This window comes from Marihabitans asiaticum, from assembly GCF_007828725.1.
GTDB classification, from domain to species: Bacteria; Actinomycetota; Actinomycetes; order Actinomycetales; family Dermatophilaceae; genus Marihabitans; species Marihabitans asiaticum.
The window spans coordinates 698,709-716,969 of sequence record NZ_VIUW01000002.1; the positions used below are offsets into that span (position 1 = coordinate 698,709).

The following is an 18,261-nucleotide window of genomic DNA, read 5'->3' on the forward strand; positions in this document are numbered from 1 at the left end:
ATCACCTGAGGACCCATGAGCAAGAAGAAGTCCGCCAACGTCCGCCAGGAGCGCCTCGAGGCCGCCCGCAGGGAGCAGCAGGCCGCCGAGAAGAAGAAGGCCTTCGTCCTCTACGGCGCGGCAGCCGCCGCGGTGGCCCTCATCGCGGGAGCCGTCTTCTGGGCTATCGCCAACGACGAGGGACGCAAGATCGCCTCCAGCGGCACGATCGAGGGCGTCCAGACCTACGAGTACGAGGCGGCGAAGCACACCGAGGCTCCCGTCGAGTACGCGGAGAGCCCACCCGTCGGGGGCGAGCACCGCGGCTCGTGGCTCAACTGCGGCGTCTACGACAAGCCGGTCCCCAACGAGTACGCCGTCCACTCGCTCGAGCACGGCGCCGTGTGGATCACCTACAGCCCGGACCTGCCCGCCGATCAGGTCGACAAGCTCAGGGACCTCACCCCGTCGACCTACGCAGTCCTCTCGCCCTACGAGGACATGGACACCCCCATCGCGATCTCGGCGTGGGGCCACCAGCTCAAGGTCGACTCCGCGGACGACGCGCGGCTCGGCGCCTTCATCAAGGAGTACCGCCAGGGCCCGCAGACCCCTGAGCCCGGCGCCGCGTGCACCGGCGGGGTCGACGCCTGATGCATCCCCGCACGATCGTCGCCGCGCTCGTCGCGGCGGCGATCGGCCTGGCGTCGGGGATCTTCATCGGCCGGGTGTCCGGCAACGCCGGAGCCCCGAGCGATATCGGCGTGGACGCCGGCTTCGCCCGGGACATGCAGACGCACCACGACCAGGCCGTCGAGATGAGCCTCATCGTCCGTGACCGCACCGACGACGAGACGATCCGCTCGATCGCCTACGACATGCTGCGCACCCAGGCGCACCAGTCCGGCCAGATGGCTGGCTGGCTGCAGAGCTGGGGGCTGTCACCGACGAGCTCGCAGGAGCCGATGGCATGGATGGACCACGGCAACCACGCCGGGCACGGTGACATACCGGAGACCGCTGACGGCGCGATCATGCCCGGCATGGCCACGGCCGAGGAGCTGACGAGGCTCAGGGGTCTGTCCGGCACGGAGGCCGAGGTGTACTTCCTCCAGCTCATGATCCGGCACCACGTCGGCGGGATCCCGATGGCCGAGGCGGCGGTCGAGAGCGCGACCGAGCCCGAGGTGAAGCGTCTTGCCCAGTCGATCCTCGACAGCCAGGGAGCCGAGACCGAGACGATGACCGACCTGCTGACGGAGCGTGGCGCGAAGCCGCTCGAATGACCCCTGTCGGCACGCCTGGTTAGGTTGCTCCCTGTGCCTCTCCACCTGCACCGGGCGGTCCGGACCGACCAGCTCGCCGAAGCCCTCGGCGAGCTGCTCTCGGTGCCCGCGGACGACCCCTTCGCGCAGGACGTCGTCGTCGTCCCCGAGCACGGCATCGAGCGGTGGCTGGCCCAGCGGCTCTCGCACCGGCTGGGTGCGGGTGAGAGCGGCGAAGGGGGTGTGTGCGCCGGGGTGCGGTTCGTCCGGCCGTGGTCGTTGGTCTCCTTGCTCACCGGCCAGGGCGAGGACGACCCGTGGCTGCCCGGCCACCTCGTCTGGCCGTTGCTGCAGGTGATCGACGACTCCCTCGACCAGCCCTGGGCGGCCCCGCTCGCCCGCCACCTCGGCCACGGCGACGGGGAGGACGCAGACGAGGTGCGCCAGGGCCGCCGGTACGGGCTCGCCCTTCGCCTGGCCCGTCTGACCCACCGCTACGCCGTGCAGCGTCCCGCCGTCCTCACCGCCTGGCGAGAAGGCCGCGCCGAGGACGGCACCGGCCAGGCGCTGCCGCCCGACCTGACCTGGCAGCCCGAGCTCTACCGCCGCCTCCTCGACGTCATGGATGTCGACCCGCCGGACGTGCGCCACGACGCAACGCTCACCCTCCTGCGGGAGACGCCCGACGCGGTCGACCTGCCCGGGCGGGTCTCCCTCTTCGGTCACACCCGCATCGCGGTCACCGAGATGGAGCTGCTCGCCGCGCTCGCCGACCACCGCGAGGTCCACCTCTGGCTGCCGCAGCCCTCGCCGGCCGCGTGGGAGGAGCTGCTCGACACCGCGAGCGTCGAGGTCGGGGTCGTGCCCCGCGACGAGGACCGCTCGGCCGACCTCGCCCACCACCCCCTCCTCGCCTCGCTGGGCCGGGACAGTCGCGAGCTCGCCAGGGTGCTCACCCAGGCCACCACCACGGCCGAGGACGACCTCGTGCAAGGCTCACCCCCCTTCGCCGATCAGTCCCCGGCCATCCTCCTCGGCTGGCTGCAGGCCGACCTCGCGACCAACCACGCCCCCACCGACGAGGACCGCGCGGCCCGGGTTCGCGACGCTGGCGAGCGCAGCCTCACCGTCCACGCCTGCCACGGACCGAGCCGCCAGGTCGAGGTGCTCCGCGAGGAGATCACCGGGCTGCTCCAGGACGACCCGACCCTGCAGCCGCGCGACGTGCTGGTGATGTGCCCCGATGTCGAGACCTACGCGCCGCTCATCGCCGCCGCCTTCGGCCTCGGCGAGCACGGCACCGACGCCGAAGGGGTGGACAGCCACCCCGCGCACCGCCTCCGGGTCAGCCTCGCCGACCGCTCGCTGCGCGCCACCAACCCGCTGCTCACGACCGCCGAGCAGCTCGTCGCCCTCCTCGGCGGACGGATGAGCGCGAGCGAGGTCCTCGACCTCATCTCCTCCGCGCCGGTACGCCGACGGTTCCGCCTCGACGACTCCGACCTCGAGACGATCACCGGCTGGGTGCGGGCGACCGGTGTGCGGTGGGGGCTGGACCAGGCCAGCCGCGCCCCCTTCGGCCTGGCCGTCGAGGGGCAGAACACGTGGGACTTCGGTCTCGACCGGGTCCTCGCCGGGGTCGCCGTCTCCGCCGACGGGCCGGTGAGCGTCGGCGACTGCGTCCTGCCGCACGACGACGTCGGCAGCGGCAGCATCGACCTCGCCGGGCGGCTCGCCGAGCTCGTCTCACGCCTCGACGGCGCGCTCGCCGCCCTCTCGGGCGCCCGCTCCGCCACCGACTGGACCCAGGCGCTGCGCGAGGGGGTGCTGGCGCTCACCGACGTCGCGCTCGACGACGGCTGGCAGCTCGGCCACCTCGACCGGGTCCTCGCCGACGCCGCGCGCCACGCCCCCGAGGACCTGCCGCTGCGGCTCGCTGACGTGCGGGTGCTGCTCGACGACCGGCTCGCCGGGCGGGCGGGGCGGGCCAGCTTCCGCACCGGCGCGCTCACGGTGTGCACGATGACCCCGATGCGCTCCGTCCCGCACCGGGTGATCTGCCTCGTCGGGCTCGACGACGACAGCTTCCCTCGTCAGCAGAGCGTCGACGGCGACGACGTGCTCGCCCGCCGCCCGATGACCGGCGAGCGCGACGCGCGCAGCGAGGACCGCCAGCTCCTCCTCGACGCGATCATGGCCGCGCAGGAGCGGCTCGTCATCACCTACACCGGAGCCGACGAGCGCACCGGCGAGCGCCGGCCCCCCGCCGTGCCGCTCGGCGAGCTCATCGACGCTGCCGCGGACACCACCGCCGGCGAGGTGCCCGTCCTGCGGCATCCGCTGCAGCCCTTCGACCCGCGCAACTTCGCTCCCGGCGCCGTCGAGACCACCCGCGCGCAACCGGTGAGCTTCGACCGGGCCGCGCTCACCGGCGCCGAGGCGATCCGCGGCGAGCGACTGCCCCACCCCCCGCTCCTGGACGGCCCGCTCCCGGCCGAGGTGGTCGCCGAGGTCTCGCTGACCGAGCTGCTCGACTTCGTCCTCTCCCCCGCCCGGACCTTCCTGCGCGACCGATTGGGGGTGGCGCTCACCTGGGACGAGGACGAGGTGAGCGACCGCATGCCGATCTCCCTCGACGGCCTCGAGGCGTGGCAGGTCGGCGACCGGGCGCTCACCGCGCTCCTCGCCGGGCGGCCGGCGCACGAGGTGTGGCGGGCCGAGCTGCTCCGCGGTGAGCTGCCCCCCGGCGGACTGGCGCAGGTCGCCCTCGGCCCCGTCGCCGAGCAGGTCACCGCCCTCGTCGCCGCGCACCGCCAGGCCGCCGGGAGCGAGGAGGCCCGCAGCGTCGCGGTCGACGTGCCGCTGCCGCAGGGGCGGCGGCTGACCGGCACCGTCGACGGGGTGCGTGGGGATGGCCTGCTCGACGTGACCTACAGCCGGGTCGGGGCCAAGCCGTTGCTGCGCGCCTGGGTGCGTCTGCTCGCCCTGTCGGCGTCGACCGATGAGAGCGAAGGGGTGAGCGCTCGCGTCATCGGCGGTGGCGGCCGGCGCGGACCGCAGCAGCGCCTGCTGGGGCCGGTTGACCCCGTGCTGGCCCGCTCGCGCCTCGCCGACCTCGTCGACCTCTACCTGCTCGGGCGCACCGCACCGCTGCCGCTACCGCCGAAGACCTCCTACGCCTGGGCGCAGGCCGTCCATCGGGACCCGAAGAAGACCCGCGCCGCCGCTCGAGCCGCGCTCAGGGACTGGCAGAGCGAGCGCTATCCCGGCGAGCAGGACGACCGCTGGTTCGCCGCGGTCTACGGGGCCGGTGCCGATCTCTCCGTGCTGCGCGCCGACGCCGCCGGCCCGGGCACCGACATCGCCACCCTCGCGCCGCGGTTCTGGGACCCGATCCTGGACAACCTCGGGGGTGGGCGATGAGCACTCTCACCCCCTTCGACCCGCTCGGGGAGCTGCCCGAGCTCGGCGAGACGGTGCTGCTCGAGGCGAGCGCCGGCACCGGCAAGACGTGGACCATCGGCACCCTCGTCGCCCGGTACGTCGCCGCCGGCATGCCGCTGGAGCGGATGCTCGTCATCACCTTCGGCCGGGCCGCCAGCCAGGAGATGCGCGAGCGGGTCCGTGAGCGACTGCGGGAGGTGCACGCCGGGCTGGTCGACGCCGATCCCGATGCTGGGGCCGAGGGCGCGAGTGACCCGGTGGTCGAGCAGCTTCGCGCGGGCGACCGGGAGCGGGCCGAGCGCCGACTACGCGAGGCACTCACCCACTTCGACGCGGCGACCATCGCGACCACCCACCAGTTCTGCCAGCTCGTGCTGCGTGGTCTGGGCGTCGCCGGCGACACCGACCCGCGGGCACGACTGGTCGAGGACCTCACCGACCTGCGCGAGGAGGTCACCGACGACCTCTACGTGCGCGGCTTCGCCGGCGCCTCTACCGAGCCGGCCTTCACCCGCGCCGAGGCCGGGGCGATCGCCCGCGCCGTCACCGAGAACCCCCACGCCGAGCTCGCCCCGGACCGGCTCGACGGCGACGGGGTCGACGCCCGCAAGCTGCGTTTCGCCCACCTCGTGCGCGCGGAGCTGGACCGGCGCAAGCGCCGGCTCGGGGTGCTTGGCTTCGACGACCTGCTCAGCGAGCTCGCCACCGCCCTGGAGGACCCGGACAGCCCCGCCCGGTCGCGCATGCGCGACCGATGGCAGGTCGTGCTCGTCGACGAGTTCCAGGACACCGACCCCGTCCAGTGGGACGTGCTGCGGCGCGCCTTCGCGGGGCACTCAGCCCTCGTCCTCGTCGGCGACCCCAAGCAGGCGATCTACGGTTTCCGCGGCGGTGACGTCGACACCTACCTCGAGGCCGCCGCGACCGCCGAGCGCCGTCACACCCTCGCCGAGAACCACCGATCCGACGGCGACCTGGTCCGCGCCCTGACGACGATGATGCGCGGTGCCGAGCTCGGCTCGCCCGGCATCGTCGTGCGCGAGGTCGACTCCGCGTCGCGGCTGCCCGCGTCCAGGCTCTCCGACCCATCCGCCGAGCCGCGGCAGCCGGGCGAAGGGGGCGCGCCGAGCGTCGGCGGTGAGCCGGGCCACGAGGGTGCTCCCGGCGACCCGCCGGACGAGGCCTCGACCCGCTTGCATCCGGTGCGACTCCGGGCGGTGCCGCACCGACTCGTCGCCGACGAGGAGGGAGCGGTGAGCATCAAGCGGGTGCGCCCCCTCGTCGCAGCGGACTGCGCCGCCGAGGTCACCCGGATGCTCGCCGCGGGGACCACCTTCGACGGACGAGCGCTGCGCCCGGGCGACATCGCGGTGCTCGCCCACACCCGGATGCAGCTCGAGGCGGTGCGCACCGCACTCACCGCTGCCGGGGTGCCCTCGATCATCGTCTCCTCGGAGTCGATCTACACCAGCACCGCGGCGCAGGACTGGCTGACGCTGCTCGAGGCAATGGCCCAGTCGCACCGAGCCGAGCGGGTGCGCGCGGCTGCCCTCGGCCCCTTCTTCGGGCACCGAGCGGCCGAGCTCGCCGACGGCGGTGACGAGCTGGTCGAGTCGACCTCGCGGATGCTGCGCTCCTGGGCCGAGGTGCTGCAGCGACGCGGCATCGCCGCCGTCCTCGCGGCGGCAGCCGCTCACGGTCTCGACGCCCGGGTGCTGCGCCACGACGGCGGCGAGCGCCAGCTCACCGACCTGCGTCACGTCGCCGAGCTGCTCCACCAGCGGGTCCTCGTCGAGGGCGACGGACTGGCCGCGCTGACCACCTGGCTCACCGAGCGCAGGCAGGCCGCGCGGCAGGAGGAGCGCACCCGCCGCCTCGACAGCGACGCCGACGCGGTCAACCTCGCCACCATCCACGGCAGCAAGGGCCTGCAGTACCCCGTCGTTCTCCTCCCCTTCGTCGCCGACCGCTGGCGCGGCACGACCCCCGACGTGCTGCACTACCACCGCGCCGACGGGCGACGCTGCCTCGACATCGGCATCCGCTCCGACGCCGACCGCGACGAGCGGGAGGCCCGGCATGCCGCCGAGGAGGACGGTGAGTCCCTGCGCCTCTTCTACGTCGCGATGACCCGGGCGCAGAGTCAGGTCGTGGCGTGGTGGTTCCCCGCCGGGGCGAGCACGCCGGCGTCGCCGCTGCATCGAGTGCTCTTCGGCCGTGACCCTGGCGGGGGCGAGATACCGCCTCGGGTGCTCGTCCCACCGGAGTCCGGCGCCGCCGGGCGGTTGCGAGCCTGGGAGGTCGAGGGCGCCTTCGCCCTCGAGGTCGTCAACCCCCGCGAGAGCCTGCCCGTGCCCGACCTGGCGTCGACCGCGCCACTGACCACGCGCGAGTGGACCCGGCAGGTCGACCACGGCTGGGTGCGCACCTCCTACACCGGGCTGACCCGGCCCCTGGACGCCGCGCCCGCGAGCGAGCTCGTGACGAGCGAGCCGGATCTCGAGGACCACGAGCACGAGGAGGACGCCGAGCTCGGTGCGGGCTCCGACCGTTCGTCTGAGGTTCCCCGGGGATCTGCGACGGCGGCGGGCGAAGACGAGCCGGGGGCTGACCGTTCGTCTGAGGATCCCCGGGGATCTGCGGTGTCAGGGGTCGGGCACGTGCCGTCGCCGATGGCTGACCTGCCGGTTGGGGCGACCTTCGGCAACCTCGTCCACGCCGTGCTGGAGGAGGCAGACCCAGGCGCGGCGGACCTCCATGCCGAGCTGATGGGACACATCGAGGACCAGCTCGGCCGGTGGACGGTCGCCGACCTCGACCGGACTGCCCTGGCCGATGCACTGGTCGCGGTCTGCGACACCCCTCTCGGCCCGCTCGCGCCAGGGGCGACGCTGCGCGGCATCGGGCGGGCAGACCGGCTGTGCGAGATGGCCTTCGAACTGCCGCTGGCCGGCGGCGACGCCGCCACCGAAGGCGACGGAGCCACCCTCGGTGACCTCGCGTCGATCTTGCGCGAGCACCTGCCCGTCGGCGACCCGGTGCGCGGCCTTGCCGACGCCCTCGACGACCCGGCCATGGGCGAGCAGCACCTGCGTGGCTACCTCACCGGGTCGGTCGATGTCGTCCTGCGCACCGGCGGGCGCTACCTCGTCGTCGACTACAAGACCAACTGGCTCGGACCCGCCGACGAGCCACTCACCACCGAGCACTACACGCCGGCGGCCCTGCACGAGGCGATGGGTCACTCCTCCTACCCGCTCCAGGCGCTGCTCTACGCCGTCGTGCTGCACCGCTTCCTGCGCTGGCGACTGCCCGCGTACGACCCCGAGCAGCACCTCGGCGGGGTGCTCTACCTCTACCTGCGCGGCATGGCCGGCCCCGACACCCCCGTCCTCGGCGGCCACCCGACCGGTGTCTTCTCTTGGCAGCCCCCGGTCGACCTCGTCGCCGCGGTCTCGGACCTGCTCGACGGGGGGACGCCGTGAGCCTCACCCCCTTCGAGCCGACCGGACCGCGCGATTGCCGCCTCGCGCTGCACGCCGAAGGGGTGCTGCGCTCGTTCAACGAGGCCGGGTGGATCGAGGCGGCCGACGTGCACGTCGCGGCTCGCGTCGCGGGCTTGGTCGCCGAGACCGACGACCGAGCTGTTGTCGCCCTTGCCCTCACCGTCCGCGCGGCCCGCGAGGGCTCCGCCTGCCTCGACCCGTCGACCGTCCTGCCCGTGCTGGCTGCGAGCTCGAGCGAGGACAACGCGCCCGACCACCAGTTCGCCGACCTGTTGCCCACCGATGTCGACGACTGGCTCGCGACGATCCGCTCCAGCGCGCTCGCCGCCGCCGAGGTGCTCCAGGTCGAGCATGACCTGATCTACCTCGATCGCTACCACCGCGAGGAGGTGCAGGTCGCCGACACCCTCCGCGCCCGCGGCGAGCTGCCCGACCTGCCGGTCGACGATGCGGTCCTCGAGGCGGGCCTGGCCCGGGTCTTCGCCGGCGACAGCTGGCACGAGCAGCGCGAAGCAGTCCGCGCGGCGGCGGGCCGGCGCACCACGGTGCTCGTCGGCGGGCCGGGCACCGGCAAGACATCCACCGTCGCCGGGCTGCTCACCCTGCTCGTCGAGCAAGCCGAGGCGACCGGTCGACGCCGACCCACGATCGCCCTCGCCGCACCCACCGGCAAGGCCGCCGCCCGGCTGCAGGAGTCGGTCGCCGAGTCGGTCGCCGGCTTCGCCGACCCCGCCGACCGGGAGCGGGTTGGCCCGCTCGACGCAGTGACCGTGCACCGCCTGCTCGGGTGGCGACCCGGATCGAGCACCCGCTTCCGGCGCGACCGTGCCAACCCCCTGCCCCACGACGTCATCGTCGTCGACGAGGCCTCGATGCTCTCGCTCACCCTCACCGCCCGCCTCCTCGACGCGGTCCGACCCGGGGCGCGGCTGGTCCTCGTCGGCGATCCCGACCAGCTCGCCTCCGTCGAGGCCGGGGCCGTGCTCGCCGACCTCGTCGCCGGGTACCAGGACCCGGCACCTCACCAGCCACCGCCCGCCGCCCCGCCGAACCACAGCCCGGTGGTGCGGCTACGCACCTCGCACCGCTTCGGGCAGCGCATCGGTGCACTCGCCGCCGCCGTCCGCGACGGGCAGGAGGAGCGGGTGGTCGAGCTGCTCCGCAGCGCCGGCACCGACGACGGCGATGAGGGTCTCGACGGCGGGCAGGACGTCGCCTTCGTCGAGGTCGACAGCCCCGGCGCGGCCGAGAAGGCCTTGCGCGGCCACCTGCTCGGTCACGCGAGCCGGCTGCGTGAGCTCGCGTTGCGCGAGGACGCCGAGGGGGCGCTGCGTGAGCTCTCCGCCCACCGACTGCTCTGCGCCCACCGGGACGGCCCGTGGGGAGTCTCGTCCTGGAACGACCGGGTCCACCGATGGCTCGCCGAGACCACCGGCTATCACGGGCGTCAGTACGCCGGGCGTCCTCTGCTCGTCACCGCCAACGACCACCGGCTCGGCCTCTACAACGGCGACACCGGAGTCGTCGTCCTCGGCGACGAAGGTCGTCTCGTCGCCGTCTTCGGCGACCCCACGGACCCGGCCCGCTACGGCATCGGGTCGATCGGCGACGCCGAGACCGCGCATGCGATGACCATCCACAAGAGCCAGGGCAGCCAGGCTCGGCACGTCACCGTCCTCCTGCCCGACGCGGACTCCCGCCTGCTCACCCGCGAGCTGCTCTACACCGCGATCACCCGCGCCCAGCACCACGTCACCGTCGTTGGCTCCGAGGAGTCGGTCCGCGCCGCCGTGACCCACCGCACCGCCCGTGCCTCCGGTCTACGCCACCGCCTCTGACCCCCTTCGCACCTGCCAAGGCAGGGACCACCCCACCGGCCCTCCCTTCGCACCTGCCAAGGCAGGTACCCGATCTGGGGTACCTGCCTTGGGAAGTGTGGTGATGGGGGGGTCGGTCAGGAGCCGTAGACCGACCGGACGCCGGAGCGGTCGGCGGAGGTCATCGACAGGTTGCTGCTCGAGCCGTTGCACTGCGGGTAGTGCATGATCGAGGCCGAGTCGTACGGGGTCAGCGGACGCCAGCTGTTGTCCTCGAAGCAGGTCCCCGCCTCGGGCCGGGTGTGCTCGTGACGGAAGCCGAGCACGTGGCCGAGCTCGTGAGCCATGATGTTGCTCGGGCTCCACGAGCCGCTGTTCAGCAGCGAGCGGGCGTTGACCAGGACGTTGCGCCCCGACTTGGCAGTGCTCGGGAAGAACGCGCGCGCGATGTACTGGGTCGTGGTGGTCGGCTCGATCGAGAAGACCACGTTCCGGTTCCGCGTCGAGCAGGAGCTGTCCTGGCTCGAGACGTGCACGAAGTTGACCCGCGAGGAGGCGGCCTCCCACTGGTTACCGCCGGCGGCCATCACGTTGCGCACGGCCGTGTAGTTGCTGCCGAACTTCGTGCTGACGCAATAGGTGAGGTTGGCGACCTGGGAGGAGCTCCACTTGTCATCGCCGCCGTAGACCCGGTTGATGATGAGCCCGTCGGTGCTCGGGGCTGCGGTCATCTCCTCGTAGTAGGACCGCAGGCCGCGCTCCTTCCCGACGACCTCGTCGCCGTTGACGACGTACTGGCCGTCGACGTCCTTGAACGTCTGGGCCTTGAACTCCTGGTAGCTGGGGACCTCGGAGTCAACCGCGTTGCCCGCGGTGGCGGCGGCCATGGCGACCGCCCCGGTGACGGCGGCGGCGGAGAAGAACCTGCTGGACGTGCGCTTCATCGATCACTCCTGCGTGGCTGGGAGGCCGGCGGTCGCCCGCCTCGTGGACCCGACGCTAGGAGCGGGAGTCACCACCGTTCTACCCGCGAACGGTCAAGACTCCGTCAGCCGCGTCAGCACCTGGCCAAGACGCGCCTCACTTCGCCACCGCACGCTGGTACGCGCGCACCGAGACCGGCACGAAGACGACGAGGATCAGCACGATCCACGCCAGGGTGTAGATCTCGGCGTTCTCCAGCGCCCAGGTGTACTCGGCGGCGGCGCGCACCGCCTCCTCCGACTGCCCGCCACCCAAGGCTCCGAGGTTGCCGAAGTTGTCCCGCGCCGCGTGCGTAAGGGTCGAGACCGGGTTCCACCCGGCGAAGGTCCGCAGCACCGACGGCAGGTTCTCGCTCGGCACGAAGGTGTTGGCGATGAAGGTAAGCGGGAAGATCACCATGAACGAGGCGTTGCCGACGACCTCCGGGGTGCGCACCTTCAGCCCCACCCACGCCATGATCCAGCTGATCGCGTACGCGAAGAGCAGCAGCAGGCCGAACGCGACCAGCGCCCCGAGCAGGCCGTCGCGGATCCGCCACCCGATCACCAAGCCGGTCAGCGCCATGACGATCAGCGAGATGACGTTGTTGACCACGTCGGAGAGGGTGCGGCCGATGAGCACGCCGCCGGGGTGCATGGGCAGGGTGCGGAAGCGGTCGATGACGCCCTTCTGCATGTCCTCGGCCATGCCGAAGCCGGTGAAGGTGCCACCGAAGACCACGGTCTGGGCAAAGATGCCCGCCATCATGAACTCGCGGTAGCCCGACCCGTCGCCGCCGGCGATGCTGCCGAAGACGAAGCCGAAGAGCAGCACGAACATGATCGGCTGCATCGTCGTGAAGACGAGCAGGTCCGGCACGCGCTTGAGCTTGATGAGGTTGCGCCGGACGATCGTCAGGGAGTCGTTCACGAGAGCGCTCATGCTGACACCTCGCTCTCGGTGGTCGTGGGGTCTTCGGAGGAGTCGTCCTCCGTGCGGTGCCCGGTGAGGGTGAGGAAGGCGTCGTCGAGCGTGGGTCGGCGGATGCCGATGTCCTGCACGGTCACGCCGAGCTCGCCCAGACGCTGCACTGCGGTGACGAGTGCGTCGGTGCCCGAGCTGACCGGGACGGTCACGGTCCGGGTGTGCTCGTCGGTCTCGACCTCTCCGACGCCGAGCGGCGCCAGGCTCGCCGCGGTCTCACCGACGCGGTCACCCTCGGCGACGGTGACGACAAGGCGCTCGCCACCGACCTGAGCCTTCAGCTCGTCGGCGGTGCCGCGGGCGATGACCTGGCCGTCGTCGATGACGGCGATGTCGTCCGCGAGCAGGTCTGCCTCCTCGAGGTACTGGGTGGTGAGCAGCACGGTCGTCCCCCCGGAGACCAGCTCGGCGATGACCTCCCACATGTCGCCGCGGCTGCGCGGGTCCAGACCTGTGGTCGGCTCGTCGAGGAAGATCACCGGCGGCCTGGCCACGAGGGCTCCGGCAAGGTCGAGACGGCGCCGCATGCCCCCGGAGTAGGTCTTGGCCGGCCGGTTCGCGGCGTCCTCCAGCCGGAACTCCTCCAGCAGCGCCTGGGCACGGACGCGTGCCTGCTTGCCGCCGAGGTGGTAGAGGCGCCCGATCATCTCGAGGTTCTCCCGGCCGCTGAGGTACTCGTCCACCGCCGCGTACTGGCCGGCCACGCCGATCTGACGGCGCACGGCGAAGGGGTCGGCGACGACGTCGATGCCGGCCACCCGGGCCGACCCGCCGTCGGGCTTGATCAGGGTGGAGAGGATCCGGACGGCCGTGGTCTTGCCGGCGCCGTTGGGGCCGAGGACCCCGAGGACCGACCCGGCGGGCGCGGCGAGGTCGACCCCCCGCAACGCCTCGACGTCCCCATAGCTCTTGCGCAGGCCCTCGGCCTCGATCGCGAGTTCAGTCACGGCGCTCAATCTAGGGCCGAGGGCTGACACCCACGAAACGACTATTTGCGGTCCCGGCCGGGCGCCTCCCGCAGACGAGGCAGGTCGACGGTGAAGAGCGGCAGGAAGAGCTGGGTCAACGGCCCGATCGCGAAGGCGTAGAGGACGGTGCCCAGACCGACGACACCGCCGAGCAACCATCCGACTGCCACGACGGAGATCTCGAGCACGGTCCGCACCAGCCGGACGGAGCGACCGGTGCGCCGAGCCAGGCCCGTCATCAACCCGTCGCGTGGCCCCGGCCCGAGCTGGGAGCCGATGTACATGCCGGTGGCGACCCCGTTGAGCCCGACCCCGGCGACGAGCAGCAGCACCCGCCAGCCGAGAGCGTCGGGCTCGGGCAGCACGGCCAGGGTGGCGTCCGCGGCCGGCCCGATGAGCAGCGCGTTGGCGAGGGTGCCCAGCCCCGGCGGCTGGCGAAGGGGGATCCAGCCCACCAGCACGAGGAGGGAGACCAGGACGACGATCATCCCGAAGGTCAGCGGCAGGTGCGTGGAGACACCGACGTGCAGCACGTCCCACGGGATCTGGCCGAGGGTGGCGCGCAGCACCATCGCCATGGAGGCTCCGTACAGGGCGAGGCCGGCGAGCAGCAGGGGCAGGCGGATCGCCAGGCGTCCCGCGCGCAGCTGCGCGACCGGGCCGATGGCTGCCAGCTCACGACCCCGGCGGGTGCTCTGCGCCACTCAGCCCCTCACCTTCGCCGGCAGGGTGCGCACGAAGGCGACGCTCGGGCGCACGAGCCGCTCCAGCTCGGCGTCATTGAGCTCGCGGTCGGGATCGGTCTCGAACCACCCGCTCGTCACCCGGCCGCGCATCTCCATCGGCCGCAGCAGCGGGTCGACGTCGGCGTCCTCCGGCACCCGGACCATGAGGCTGCGGCGGCTGCCGGCGGCGACGGCCATGTGCCCCTCCAGCATGAACCCCAGCCCGCCGAACATCTTCCGTTCGGTCAGGTCCGTCTCGCCGCGCAGCAGCTCCCGGACCCGGGCGGCGAGCCCCTCGTCGTACGCCATGCAGGCAGTGTGCCGGATCGTCGCCGAGAGCCGGTTACGGCGCCCGAGAGGTTACGCGCGCGTACGACGACCGTTGGTCCGCCGACGCAGGTCGCGGACGATCCCGTTCCGCGCAGCGCACGACTCCCGGACAGGCCACCGGGTCCGTCCCTATCGTGGTGCCGGACGACACGGAGGCAGGCATGTACAGCGCAACCACGCAGACGCGGCAGCCCTGGCGCCCCGCCGCGATCGGACCGGACTCGCGCGGGGTCTGGCTGATGGGCAACGACGTCGACGTCGCTCGCCGCCTGGCGGGCGCCGGCTTCGACTGGGTCGCCCTGGACGCCCAGCACGGCGCCATCGACAGGTCAGCGCTCGTGGCCCTCGGCCGCGCGCTCGCGGACGTCGGGACCAACTTCGTGGTACGGGTGCCGGGGGTCGAGCACTCGTGGATCGGGGCGAGCCTGGACGCCGGGGCGGCCGGGGTCATCGTGCCCTCGGTGGCCTCGGTCCAGGACGCCCGCGCCGCCGTGCGCGCGACCTACTACCCGCCGCTGGGCGAACGCAGCTGGGGCCCGTTCTCCCCCATGTGGGACGCCGCGCCACCGCCGACCGAGGAGGCCGACGCGCAGGTGCAGTGCGCGGTGATGATCGAGACGGCAGGCGCGCTGGAGGCGGTCGAGGAGATCGCCGCCCTGGATGGTGTCGGCATGCTCTTCCTCGGCCCCGTCGACCTCTCGCTCGCCCTGGACCGGAGCGTCGCGGACCTGCTCTCCGACACCCGGGACGAGGCGCCGGTCCCGCGCATCCGGCGGGCGGCCGAGCGCCACCGCAAGGCGGTCGCCGCCTTCGCCGGCCACCCCGACGGGGTCCCCGCGATGCGCGCCCAGGGCATCGACCGGATCGCCGTCGCGACCGACATCGCGATCGTCGCCCTCGGAGCGCAGCGAGCCCTCGCCCTCACCGACCAGGGCAGGCTCCCTCAGGTCACCTCTCGCACGAAGGACACGACCTCCTCGAGCACCTGACTCGGCGCCTCCCACAGCGTGTTGTGGTCACGTCCGGGCACGACGACGCGGCGCGCCTGGGGGATCACCTCGGCGAGGGCCGCGCTCATCGCCGGCGGCACGAGCGAGTCCTCCGCCCCGTGCAGCAGCAGCGTCGGCAGCTCGAGCCCCGCGGCGAGCCCCTCGGTCGCGTACCGGTCCGGGACGAGCCGCTCCGGCAGCCCACGCACCACGGCCCGGAACATCGCCGTCATCGACGTGAAGGGCGAGACGAGCACCAGCCCGGCCCAGCCTCCGTCGAGCGCGAGGCGGGCCGCGACCGCGCTGCCGAGCGACTCCCCCACCAGGACGGTGGCCGCCGGGTCCACCCCTTCGCCCTCGAGGTGGTCCAGACCCCGTCGGGCGGCGGCGAGGACCGACTCCTCGCTCGGGCGCCCCGGCGACGGCCCGTAACCGGGATACTCCGGCGCGGCGAACCCGATCCCTTGTGCCGCAACGAGATCGGCCAGCGGCGAGATGGTGCCGATATCACTACCGTTGCCGTGCAGGTAGACCACGGTCGGCCCGCCGACCGGCGCCGGGACGTGCAGCAGGTGGGTGCCCTCGTCGACCTCGACGAGGCGGTCCGCGGTGGCCGAGGGGTCCCACGGCGGCGCCGGGTAGACCAGGCGCCGGGTCAGCGGGCGAAGGGGGTGCCTCACCTGGACCAGACCGGGTCGCCGGCGGACGGACGCAACGGGTCCTCCCCTTCGCTCGCGCCGTCATGGGCGGGGTCGAAGGGGGTGAGCGCGCGGCTGATCGCCTCGCGCACCCCGACGAGGGTGCGGCCGGGCTCGCCGAGGACCTCCCGGGCGTCGTGGCTGCAGGTCATGTCGTGGCGAAGGGAGTGCACCAGCGCCTCGACGGTGGCGTCGGGGACGTCGGTGAGGGCTCCGGCGACGGCGCCCATGAGATCGGCCGGCATCCACGGCAGCGGGATCTGCACGCGCGGACTGCCGATGACGTCGGCGTAGACCCGCAGGAGCTCGGGATAGGTCATGACGTCGGGCCCGCCGACGTCGAGATATCCGTGCAGATCGGTGGCCTCAAGACCGAGGACGAGGTAGTCCACGACGTCGTCGACGGCGATCGGCTGGACCTGGGTGGCAGCCATCCACCGTGGTACCGGACGAATCGCGGGGATGCGCCGCGAGACCTGGCGCACCACCTCGAAGCTGGCCGAGCCCGACCCGAGCACGATCGCCGCCCGTAGCGTGAGCGCCGTCGCCGACCCTCCGCTCAGCACGTCCTCGACCTCGAGCCGGGAGCGCAGGTGGTCGGAGAGGTCGGCGTCGTCGGTGCCGGCAGGGATGAGCCCGGAAAGGTAGACCACGTGCTCGACCCCGGCATCGTCGACCGCGTCGCGCACGTGCTCGGCCGCCACCCGGTCGCGGGCGAGGTAGTCGCGGTCGTCGAGCCCGTGGATGAGGTAGGCGAGGGCGTCGACACCGTCGACCGCGGCGCGGACCTGCTCGGGGTCGAAGACGTCCATCGCCCGCCACTGCACCTGCTCGCGCCACGGGTAGTCGGTGCGGGAGGTGCCGTCGGAGCTCGTGGCGATCACCTCGTGGCCACGGGCGAGCAGCGCGGGCACGAGGCGGGAGCCGACGTAGCCGCGGGCCCCGGTGACCAGGACGCGCATCAGCGCTTCTTCCCGAACAGGCCCTTCACCGACCGGCCGTACGAGGCGACGAGGCCGGGCAGGACGGAGCGGCCGATGTCGAGCGGCTCGTCGTCGGGGCCGCCGGTCGAGGCGCCGTCAGGGCCGGCGAGGCAGTGCACGAAGCGGTCGATGAGCGGGTCCGAGGCGCGCTGGGCGATGCCGCCGCCGAGGTTGGTCGGGGCGCCCTTGACGTCCAGGGTCGTCGCGAGGTCGACCGACGTCGTCGCGTCGTCGATGCGCGCCAGGCGCACGTCGATGGTGATGTCGGCCTTGCCGAAGCCGTGCCGCTCCTTGCCCGTCGCCTCGACCCGGGCGGTCGCGGTGTCCTCGTCGCGCCCAGTCATCGACCCGGTGCCGTCGTAGGTGAGGGTGACCGGTCCGAGCTTGACCTTGAGCGCGCCGACGAAGTCCTCGCCGGTCACCTCGGTGACCTGCGCGCCGGGGAAACAGCGCCCGACCCGCCTCAGGTCGGTGAACGCGGTCCACATGTGCTCGAGCGAGGCGTCGACCTCGTAGTGGTGGGTGAGCTTCACCCGTCGAGCCTATTTCACCGATGTCTGCCTACCTGTACCCATCGGCAGGCGAGATGCGCCACTTAGGCATCCATCGGCTGCGAGGGGCGGGGGCGAAGGGGGACCGGCTCGCCGAGGTACCGGGTCAGCACCGCCCGGACGGTGTCGTCGATCCGCCACGTCGCGTCGCTCGAGCGGTCCCAGAGGATCACCGAGCTCTCCGCGACGACGGCGGGCTCTCCCCCTTCGCCCTGCGCGGTTGTGTGGATCTCGGACTCGACGGTGAAGGAGGAGGTGCCGACGTGGCCGACCCACATCCGCACCCGGAACGGCTGGATGGGCGCGAAGCGCATCTCGGCCAGGTAGTCGACGCGCTGGGCGCCGACGAGGTTGCCCACGTGGTCGGGCAGGTCGTCGAGCAGGCCAGGCTCACGCGGGATGCCGAGCTGGTCTGCCCGGCGGCCGAGGCCGAAGAAGCGGATCCGCGCCTCGTCGAGGACCCGCATCGCCTCGACGTTGTCGACGTGCCCGCCGGTGTTGATGTCACGCAGACGCGCCTGGATCTGGACCTCGTGCACCTCACCCACGCGCGCCACTGTCGCACGGCGTGGGGTCGATGGCGCTAGGTTCGTGGCTGTGATCACCGCAGTGCACACCCTCATCTACAGCGATGACGCCGCCGCGACCCGAGCCTTCTTCAAGGACGTGCTGCAGCTGCCGCATGTCACCGACCCCTCCTCCTCGGACGACCCGCAGGCCGGCGAGGGCGACCCGGCGGGCTGGCTGATCTTCGACACCGGGCCCAGCGAGCTCGGCGTCCACCCGACGAAGGGGGAGTTCGGCGGCGAGGAGTTCACCGCGCCGCGGCACCACCAGATCAGCCTCATGGTGCAGGACATCACGGCGGCGCTGGCGGAGCTGCGCGAGCGGGGCGCGGTGGTGCCGGCCGAGCCGGCGGACCTGGGCTTCGGGGTGGGGGCCGAGGTCGAGGTGCCGGGCACCGACCCGATCCTCATCTACGCCCCCCGCCACCCCACGATCGCCCCCACCCCCAGATCCGAATTTCCCTAGGTTCCTACCAGCCACCGAGGAAATGTC

15 protein-coding genes and 1 pseudogene are annotated in these 18,261 nt (G+C 72.8%); 7 read left to right on the forward strand and 9 right to left on the reverse strand.

The annotated features are described in order from the left end of the window. Positions 1–15 precede the first annotated feature (15 nt). From FB557_RS07895 to recD, 5 genes are read left to right on the forward strand one after another with little or no spacing between them, the layout of a single operon-like run. The gene (locus FB557_RS07895) at positions 16–633 is read left to right on the forward strand and encodes a thioredoxin-like domain-containing protein (protein ID WP_144857038.1); all 618 of its coding nucleotides are present in this window, start codon (positions 16–18) and stop codon (positions 631–633) included. Further along, entirely contained in the window at positions 633–1,265 is a 633-nt protein-coding gene (locus FB557_RS07900; protein WP_144857039.1) for a DUF305 domain-containing protein, read from the forward strand. Before FB557_RS07895 ends, FB557_RS07900 begins: the two co-directional genes overlap by 1 nt. 33 nt (positions 1,266–1,298) lie before the next feature. Continuing rightward, a complete protein-coding gene (gene recC, locus FB557_RS07905; protein WP_211356511.1) occupies positions 1,299–4,667 on the forward strand; it encodes an exodeoxyribonuclease V subunit gamma in 3,369 nt (1,122 codons plus the stop codon). Then, positions 4,664–8,173 (forward strand): UvrD-helicase domain-containing protein, encoded by a 3,510-nt coding sequence (locus FB557_RS07910; RefSeq protein WP_144857041.1) that lies wholly within the window; start codon positions 4,664–4,666, stop codon positions 8,171–8,173. Before recC ends, FB557_RS07910 begins: the two co-directional genes overlap by 4 nt. Next, entirely contained in the window at positions 8,170–10,032 is a 1,863-nt protein-coding gene (recD, locus tag FB557_RS07915) for an exodeoxyribonuclease V subunit alpha (protein ID WP_170236234.1), read from the forward strand. Before FB557_RS07910 ends, recD begins: the two co-directional genes overlap by 4 nt. A gap of 116 nt (positions 10,033–10,148) precedes the next feature. On the opposite strand, the gene FB557_RS07920 is transcribed toward recD, so the two are convergent. From FB557_RS07920 to FB557_RS07940, 5 genes and pseudogenes are all read right to left on the reverse strand, one after another. Continuing rightward, positions 10,149–10,955: a matrixin family metalloprotease gene (locus FB557_RS07920; RefSeq protein WP_144857043.1), complete on the reverse strand. Its 807-nt coding sequence runs from the start codon at positions 10,953–10,955 to the stop codon at positions 10,149–10,151. A 136-nt stretch (positions 10,956–11,091) separates the two neighbouring features. Continuing rightward, complete coding sequence (locus FB557_RS07925) at positions 11,092–11,916, reverse strand: ABC transporter permease (protein ID WP_144857044.1); 825 nt, start codon at positions 11,914–11,916, stop codon at positions 11,092–11,094. After that, positions 11,913–12,815: pseudogene (locus FB557_RS07930) on the reverse strand (ATP-binding cassette domain-containing protein); the annotation flags it as partial. The gene FB557_RS07925 and the pseudogene FB557_RS07930, both read right to left, overlap by 4 nt. 131 nt (positions 12,816–12,946) lie before the next feature. Then, positions 12,947–13,630, reverse strand: coding sequence for a membrane protein YczE (yczE, locus tag FB557_RS07935; protein WP_144857046.1), 684 nt, complete (start codon positions 13,628–13,630; stop codon positions 12,947–12,949). Continuing rightward, positions 13,631–13,960, reverse strand: a complete 330-nt coding sequence (locus FB557_RS07940; protein WP_144857047.1) for a TfoX/Sxy family protein — start codon at positions 13,958–13,960, stop codon at positions 13,631–13,633. It lies immediately after the preceding gene. A gap of 182 nt (positions 13,961–14,142) precedes the next feature. On the opposite strand from FB557_RS07940, the gene FB557_RS07945 reads away from it, so the two are divergent. Further along, positions 14,143–14,970 (forward strand): HpcH/HpaI aldolase family protein, encoded by an 828-nt coding sequence (locus tag FB557_RS07945; protein WP_144857048.1) that lies wholly within the window; start codon positions 14,143–14,145, stop codon positions 14,968–14,970. Here the strand turns inward: FB557_RS07945 and FB557_RS07950 are convergent. The 4 genes from FB557_RS07950 to FB557_RS07965 form a co-directional block, all read right to left on the reverse strand. After that, positions 14,925–15,650, reverse strand: a complete 726-nt coding sequence (locus tag FB557_RS07950) for an alpha/beta hydrolase (RefSeq protein WP_144857049.1) — start codon at positions 15,648–15,650, stop codon at positions 14,925–14,927. The two genes, FB557_RS07945 and FB557_RS07950, sit on opposite strands and share 46 nt — an antisense overlap. Beyond that, a complete protein-coding gene (locus FB557_RS07955) occupies positions 15,647–16,630 on the reverse strand; it encodes an NAD(P)H-binding protein (RefSeq protein WP_144857050.1) in 984 nt (327 codons plus the stop codon). Before FB557_RS07955 ends, FB557_RS07950 begins: the two co-directional genes overlap by 4 nt. Continuing rightward, positions 16,630–17,184: an SRPBCC family protein gene (locus FB557_RS07960; protein WP_144857051.1), complete on the reverse strand. Its 555-nt coding sequence runs from the start codon at positions 17,182–17,184 to the stop codon at positions 16,630–16,632. Before FB557_RS07960 ends, FB557_RS07955 begins: the two co-directional genes overlap by 1 nt. A 62-nt stretch (positions 17,185–17,246) precedes the next feature. Further along, positions 17,247–17,750, reverse strand: coding sequence for an acyl-CoA thioesterase (locus FB557_RS07965; RefSeq protein WP_170236235.1), 504 nt, complete (start codon positions 17,748–17,750; stop codon positions 17,247–17,249). 49 nt (positions 17,751–17,799) lie between these two features. On the opposite strand from FB557_RS07965, the gene FB557_RS07970 reads away from it, so the two are divergent. Next, positions 17,800–18,234, forward strand: a complete 435-nt coding sequence (locus FB557_RS07970) for a VOC family protein (RefSeq protein ID WP_144857053.1) — start codon at positions 17,800–17,802, stop codon at positions 18,232–18,234. Positions 18,235–18,261 lie beyond the last annotated feature (27 nt).